Source organism: Micromonospora arborensis (assembly GCF_003205615.1).
Lineage (GTDB): Bacteria > Actinomycetota > Actinomycetes > Mycobacteriales > Micromonosporaceae > Micromonospora > Micromonospora arborensis.
Genome location: NZ_PYBV01000011.1, coordinates 373,439 through 380,324, shown reverse-complemented (window position 1 = coordinate 380,324; position 6,886 = coordinate 373,439). Strand labels below are relative to the sequence as shown.

Below are 6,886 nucleotides of genomic sequence, written 5' to 3'. Positions count from 1 at the left end.
CGCCGCCCGCGCCGCGCTGCCCGCTAGATCACGCTCGATCCTGGAAATAGTGGCCTCCCGCCAGCGGGAGGCCACTATTTCCTTGTTGTAGCGCGACCTTGGGCCTGCCGCCGCGCCGCGCCGCGCACGGGCGCGGCGCGGCCCGCGCGGGGCGGCGTCAGGAGTTGGCTAGGCGTTCCAGGGCGCCTCTCGCCACCTCGGGGCGGGTCGTGTACCAGAACGGCGGCAACGAGCGGCGCAGGAACGGCCCGTACCCCCGGGCCGTCTCCAGTCGGGAGTCGAGCACCGCGACGACGCCCCGGTCGCCGGTCGCCCGGATCAACCGGCCCACGCCCTGAGCCAGCCGGACCGCCGCGATCGGCACGCTCACCGCGGCGAAGCCGGAGCCGCCGCCGGCATCCACGGCGGCGGCACGAGCCGCCGCCAGCGGCTCGTCCGGTCGCGGGAAGGGCAGCCGGTCGATGACCACGAGCTGGCAGGCGTCACCCGGCACATCCACCCCCTGCCAGAGCGACATCACCCCGAACAGACAACTGGCACGTTCCTCACGGAAGCGGCGGACCAGCAGCGGCAGCGCCTCCTCGCCCTGCAACAGCACCGGCAGGTCGGTCCGCGCGCGGAGCAACTCCGCCGCCTGCTGCGCGGCCCGCCGGGAGGAGAAGAGCCCGAGAGTACGACCACCGAGCGCCCCGACCAGCGCGAGCAGCTCCTCCCCGGCGGCATCGGGCAGCCCGGAGACGCTGGGTCGGGGCAGGTGTGCGGCGACGTACAGGATGCCCTGGCGGGCGTAGTCGAACGGCGAACCGACGTCGAGCGACCGCCATCCGGGGCCTTCGGTGGCCGGTACGACGGCACTCGGCGGGAGGTCGCCGGCGAGTCGGCGGCCCGGCGTCTCGGCGGCCGGACGGCCCGGGCCGGTGCGGGCAGCCAGTGCGGCTGCGGCGGCGGACGGCGGGGCGGGCGGCGGCGCGTCCAGCCCGAGGGCGCGGGCCACGGTGTCGAACCGGCCGCCCAGCGCCAGGGTCGCCGAGGTGGCGACGACGGTGCGCTCGTCGTACAGGTGGGTGGCGAGGGTGCCGGCCACCGACAGCGGCGCGACGACCAGTGCCCGGCGGTTGCCGCTGTCGTTCTTCTCCACCCAGGCCACGTCGTGGTCGGCCTCCTCCAGCAGTCGCTGTGCGGTGGTGGAGAGCTCGTCGAGTGCCGCCTTGGCCTGCTGCTTGCGGACCGGGTCGGGGTCGTCGGACTTGATGTCGCCGATCGCGTCCAGGGCGGACCGGGTCGCCGCGTCGAGCAGCGTGCACGCCTCCCGCAGGGGCGTCGGCAGCCCGGCGGTGATCCGCCCGGCCGGCGCCTCGGCCAGCCCGACCGCGAGGGCGTCACCGGCGGCGGTGAGCGCGTCGGCGGTCTCCGGGCGCAGCAGCGTACGGGCCCGCCGGGTGGTCCGGTCGATCAGCTCCGGCACCAGCTCCGCCTGGGCCGCGGAGGAGACCCGGTCGGCCAACTCGTGCGCCTCGTCGACGATGAGCAGCTTGTGCGGTGGCACGATGTGCCGGTCGGCGAGCATGTCGACCGCGAGCAGGCTGTGGTTGGTCACCACGATGTCGGCCTCGCGGGCACGGGCCCGGGACGCCTCGGCGAAGCACTCCTGCCCGAACGGGCAACGGGTCGCGCCGACGCACTCGCGGGCCGGCATGGACACCAGCCGCCAGGCCTGGTCGTCGACGCCCGGGTCCAGTTCGTCGCGGTCGCCGGTGGCGGTCTTCTCGGCCCAGCCACGCAGCCGCTCGACCTGCTTGCCCAACCGGCCCGCCTCACCGAGCCATTTCGTCCCGCCCCCGGGGCGAGCCGCCGGGGCGTCGAAGAGGGTGTCCTCCGGCTCATCCTCGGTGGAGTTGTCCAGTCGGGCAAGGCAGAGGTAGTGGTGGCGACCCTTGAGCACCGCGAAGGTGGGCCGGCGGCCGAGCAGCGGCTCCACCGCGTCGGCCAGCCGGGGCAGATCGTGGTCGACCAGCTGGGACTGCAACGCCAGGGTGGCGGTGGAGACCACCACCGGGCCGTCCACGGTGAGCGCCGGCGCGAGGTAGGCAAGCGACTTGCCGGTGCCGGTGCCCGCCTGCACGAGCAGATGCTCGCCCTCGGCCACGCACTCCTCGATCGCCGTGGTCATCTGCAACTGGCCAGGTCGTTCGGCGCCGCCGGGCACCGCGCCGACCGCCGCCGCCAGCAGCTCGGTGCCACTGGGCCGGGCACCCCGCCGCCGCCCCTTGGCACGGGCCGACGGGGTGGCGGAACCGGTGGCGGTGCGGGGCGGAGTCACCGTGCGACGGTACCCGGCGCCGCCGACACGGGCTGCGTCCATCCGCCGCGTGGCGCGATGCCGACGGCGACCGGGCGTTGCGGGCGACGCCGTCCGGTTACGGCCGCGCTACGACGCGTGGGCGGTATCGGTTAGGGTGCGAATCATGCCGAGCGACATGGTCCGAGTGATCTACCGCAAGTACGACGGCAGCGCCCACCGCGACTACCCGGCCCGCCGGCTCACCGAGGACGACCTCGGCATCTGGCTCGGCGTGCCCCAGGGCACCGAATCGGTCTACCACGGCCGGCCGTCGGTGGAGAAGATTCCGTTCGTGCTGCTGGTGCCGCATCGCGCCTGGTGGACGGCCATGTTCAACCCGCCGCCGCGCACCAGCGAGGTCTACTGCGACATCACCACCCCGGCTCACTGGGAATCCGACGACACCGTCCACCTGATCGATCTGGACCTGGACGTCGTCCGGCGTCGCGCCACCGGCCTGGTGGAGCTGCTCGACGAGGACGAGTTCGCCGAGCACCGAGCACGATTCGGCTACCCGGACGACGTGGTGGTCGAGGCCGAAGCCGCAGCCCAGCGGCTGTTCGGGGCGCTGGCCGACGGCACCGAGCCGTTCGCCACCGCGTACCGGAAGTGGTTGGCCCTGGTGGTCTGACGCCGCACGCCCGGCCGGGCCGGCTCACCAGCGCGGTGGCCAGCCGTCGTCGGCGCCGAGCGGCGGCAGGTCGGTCAGTTTCTCCGGGTTGATCTGGTTGTAGATGGCGGTGATCCGGCCCTGATCCACCGCGAACGCGGTGACCAGGCGGATCGGCCGCCCGTCACTGTGCACCGCCTCCATCTGCAGGCCGAGCACACCATCGACGAGCACGAGCCGGGCCAGCACCCCTCCGGCGTAGCGGCCGGCCTGGCCGAAGAGCCCCAGCGCGAAGCGACCCACGGCGTCCGCGCCGAGCACCGGCCGGCGGGCGGAGGGGAAGTGCCCGCCGGAGTCGCCGACGAAGACCACGTCCGGCGCGAGCACCTTGAGCAGTTGCTCCAGCTCGCCGGACTCGGTGGCGGTGACGAACGCTTCGAGCACCCGGCGTTGCTCGCCCGGGTCGGCGGTGTGCCGGGGTACGTCCGGGGCGGTGACCGCCCGACGTGCCCGGGCGGCGAGCTGCCGGGCGGCCACGTCGGTGGTGCCGAGCACGTCGGCGATCCGGGCGAACGGCACCGCGAACACGTCGTGCAGCACGAAGGCGACCCGCTGCTCCGGTCCGAGCCGCTCCAACACCACCAGCAGCGCCGTACCGACCTGGTCGGTGCGGACCGCCCGCTCGGCCGGGTCGGGTGCGTACCCGTCGGTCGACGGTCCAGCGCCCAACGGGCTCACCACCGGCTCCGGCAGCCACTGCCCGGGGTACGCCTCCCGCCGGACCCGGGCCGAGCGGAGCACGTCCAGGCAGATCCGGGCGCAGGTGGTGGTCAGCCATGCGGACAGCTCCCGGATCTCGGCGCGGGCCGCCGGGTCGGCGAGCGCACCGGCGTAGCGCAGCCAGGTCTCCTGCACCGCGTCCTCCGCCTCAGTGCGGCTGCCCAGCATCCGGCGGGCCACCGCGAGCAACCGGCCCCGCTCGGCCTCGAACTCCGTCGCCAGGTCCCGCACGACCCACCACCCATCCCCGGTCGGCACCGTCCTGACGTACATCCTCCCGGCGACCGGGCACGCCGGCAGCCCCTGGCCGTGTCGGCAGCTCTGAACGGGCCGGTCGGCCGCCAGGCGGACCGCGCCGACCCGGTGGCGGTGTGGGGTGGGCCTCGGCGGGCGGATCGTCTGCGGGTGGGCGATGATCCGTGGATGAGCGCACCCGAGCAAGGGCAGATCGTGGCACCGGACGGCGGCTCCGTCGGGGAGCTGCTGCGGGTCACCGCACCCGTGGATCTCGGCGCGATCGATCCACGATCGACGCCCGGCGTGCCGAGCACGGCGGGGCGCGGCGAGCACCGGAAGGCCTGGGCGCGAGAGCAGGTGGAGCTGGTCGGCGGCGAGCTGGGCCGACAGCAGGAAATGCTCTTCGCGATGGCCAAGGCCGGGCTGGACCGGCCGGCACGCCGGGTGCTGCTCGTGCTCCAGGCGATGGACTGCGGCGGCAAGGACGGCACGATCAAGCGGGTGGCCGGCGCGATGAACCCGCTGGGCCTGCACATCCGCTCGTTCGGGCCGCCGACCCAGCAGGAGCTGCGGCACGACTTCCTCTGGCGGATCCGTCGTGAGTTGCCGCCGCCCGGGTACGTGGGGGTGTTCAACCGTTCGCAGTACGAGGACGTGCTGATCACCCGAGTCAGCTCGCTGGTGCCGGAGGCGACCTGGCGGGCTCGCTACGACGAGATCAACTCGTTCGAACGGGAGCTGACCGAGGGTCACGTGACAGTGCTCAAGGTGATGCTGCACATCTCGTACGCCGAGCAGGGCAAGCGCCTGCTGGAGCGGCTCACCGACCCGCGCAAGCACTGGAAGTACAACCCCTCCGACGTCGACTCCCGGTCCCACTGGGACGACTACCAGGCCGCGTACGCCGAGGCGCTCAGCCGGTGCTCCACGGACGCCGCGCCGTGGTTCGTGGTGCCGGCGGACCGCAAGTGGTACAGGGACTGGGCGGTGGCCCATCTGCTGCGTGAGACGTTCGACACCCTCGGCCTGGGGTATCCGGCTGCCGATTTTGACGTCGAGCGGGAGCGGGAGCGGCTGCTCGCTGGGGGAGCGGGTGCGGGTGGGACGGCCGAGATGAACAACAGATGAACGGGCGGTGAATGACGCCTGGCCAGGGGTGGGCCGGCGAATTCACGGTTCTGTCGTTTCCTAGCATTCACCGGGCGGGTGCCCGACGGGTGCCGCCACCCTTCCACCGACGCGACGAGGTCTGTGCTGTGAAGTTTTCCTTCCGCCCCACCGAGGGCGCCTTCTACGAGCTCTTCACCAGGGCCGCGCAGAACCTGGTCCGCGGCACCGCGCTGCTCAACGAGCTGGCCCTGCCCGGCGTGGACGTGCAGTCGGTCAGCGAGCGGCTGACCGAGGTTGAGCACGACAGCGACCAGATCACCCACGACCTGTACAAGAAGATCAACTCGACCTTCATCACCCCGTTCGACCGGGAGGACATCTACCGGCTCGGCTCGCTGCTCGACGACGTGATGGATCACCTGGAAGCGGTCGGCGACCTGCTCTACCTGTACGGGCTGACCGAGCTGCCGGCGCTGCCCCGCGAGCTGCACGAGATGGTCAACGTGCTCGACCAGCAGGCCAAGCTGACCGCCGACGCGATGCCCCGCCTGCAGTCGATGAAGGATCTCGAGGACTACTGGATCGAGTGCAACCGGCTGGAGAACGAGGGCGACCGGATCAACCGGCAGCTGCTCGTCCGGCTCTTCTCGGGTGAGTACGACGCGTTGACGGTGCTGAAGATGAAGGAGGTCGCCGACGAGCTGGAGGCCGCCTGCGACGCCTTCGAGCACGTGGCCAACACGGTCGAGACCATCGCCGTCAAGGAGTCCTGAGCCAGTGACTCCCGAACTCATCGCCGTGCTGGCGGTGATCGCGGTGGCCCTGGCGTTCGACTACACCAACGGCTTCCACGACGCCGCCAACGCGATCGCGACAAGCGTCTCCACCCGGGCGCTGACACCTCGGATCGCCCTCGGCCTCGCCGCGGTCGGCAACTTCATCGGCGCGCACTTCGGCGCCGGGGTCGCCAAGACCGTCGGTGACGGTCTGGTGACCCTCCCCACCGGGGTGAGCAGCCTCGGAGTGGTCTTCGCCGGCGTGCTCGGCGCGATCGCCTGGAACCTCATCACCTGGTACTTCGGCCTGCCGTCGTCGTCCTCGCACGCGCTCTTCGGCGGCCTGGTCGGTGCGACCCTGCTGTCCACCGGCGGCATCGTGCAGTGGGGCAACATCGGCGAGAAGGTGCTGCTGCCGATGGTGCTCTCGCCGATCGTCGGCCTGACCCTCGGCTACCTGCTGATGCTGGCCATCCTCTGGCTCTTCCGGAAGGGGCAGCCGGGCAAGCTCAACCGGGGCTTCCGCCACGCGCAGACCGTTTCGGCGGCGGCCATGTCGGTCGGCCACGGCATGCAGGACGCCGCCAAGACCATGGGCATCGTGGTGCTGGCGCTCTACACCGGCGGTTTCCAGGAGAGCAAGACGCACATCCCGGGCTGGGTGTTCTGGACCTCGGCGACCATGCTGGCCCTCGGCACGTACGCCGGTGGTTGGCGGATCATCCGCACCCTCGGTCGTAAGATCATCGACCTGGGGCCGCCGGAGGGCTTCGCCGCCGAGACGGTTGCCAGCGCGGTGCTCTACTTCAACGCCCTGGTGCTGAAGGCCCCGATCTCCACCACGCACACGATCACCTCGGCGATCATGGGCGTGGGTGCGACCAAGCGCCTCTCCGCGGTCCGCTGGAACGTCGCCGGCAACATCGTGCTCGCCTGGATCATCACGTTCCCGGCCGCCGCGCTCATCGCCTGCGTCACCTACCTGCTGGTCCGGCCGCTCTTCGGCTGACCGTCGTGAAGAAAGGGCCCCTC

6 protein-coding genes are annotated in these 6,886 nt (G+C 72.2%); 4 read left to right on the top strand and 2 right to left on the bottom strand.

Annotation, left to right across the window (positions count from 1 at the left end; translation table 11 throughout):
• Positions 1–157: 157 nt before the first annotated feature.
• Positions 158–2,362, bottom strand: coding sequence for an ATP-dependent DNA helicase (locus C7C45_RS09770; protein ID WP_208641112.1), 2,205 nt, complete (start codon positions 2,360–2,362; stop codon positions 158–160).
• Between the two features lie 103 nt (positions 2,363–2,465).
• Between C7C45_RS09770 and C7C45_RS09765 the strand changes: the two genes are divergently transcribed.
• Entirely contained in the window at positions 2,466–2,972 is a 507-nt protein-coding gene (locus C7C45_RS09765) for a DUF402 domain-containing protein (RefSeq protein WP_110563274.1), read from the top strand.
• Positions 2,973–2,996: 24 nt separating this feature from the next.
• Here C7C45_RS09765 and sigJ read toward each other — a convergent pair whose 3' ends face one another.
• Complete coding sequence (gene sigJ / locus C7C45_RS09760; RefSeq protein ID WP_110563273.1) at positions 2,997–3,962, bottom strand: RNA polymerase sigma factor SigJ; 966 nt, start codon at positions 3,960–3,962, stop codon at positions 2,997–2,999.
• Between the two features lie 192 nt (positions 3,963–4,154).
• Between sigJ and C7C45_RS09755 the strand changes: the two genes are divergently transcribed.
• The 3 genes from C7C45_RS09755 (at position 4,155) to C7C45_RS09745 (ending at position 6,863) form a co-directional block, all read left to right on the top strand.
• Positions 4,155–5,096: a PPK2 family polyphosphate kinase gene (locus tag C7C45_RS09755; RefSeq protein WP_110563308.1), complete on the top strand. Its 942-nt coding sequence runs from the start codon at positions 4,155–4,157 to the stop codon at positions 5,094–5,096.
• Between the two features lie 128 nt (positions 5,097–5,224).
• On the top strand, positions 5,225–5,851 hold the full coding sequence (locus tag C7C45_RS09750; RefSeq protein WP_110563272.1) for a DUF47 domain-containing protein: 627 nt from the start codon (positions 5,225–5,227) through the stop codon (positions 5,849–5,851).
• Positions 5,852–5,855: 4 nt separating this feature from the next.
• The gene (locus tag C7C45_RS09745; protein ID WP_110563271.1) at positions 5,856–6,863 is read left to right on the top strand and encodes an inorganic phosphate transporter; all 1,008 of its coding nucleotides are present in this window, start codon (positions 5,856–5,858) and stop codon (positions 6,861–6,863) included.
• The last annotated feature ends 23 nt before the right edge of the window (positions 6,864–6,886 follow it).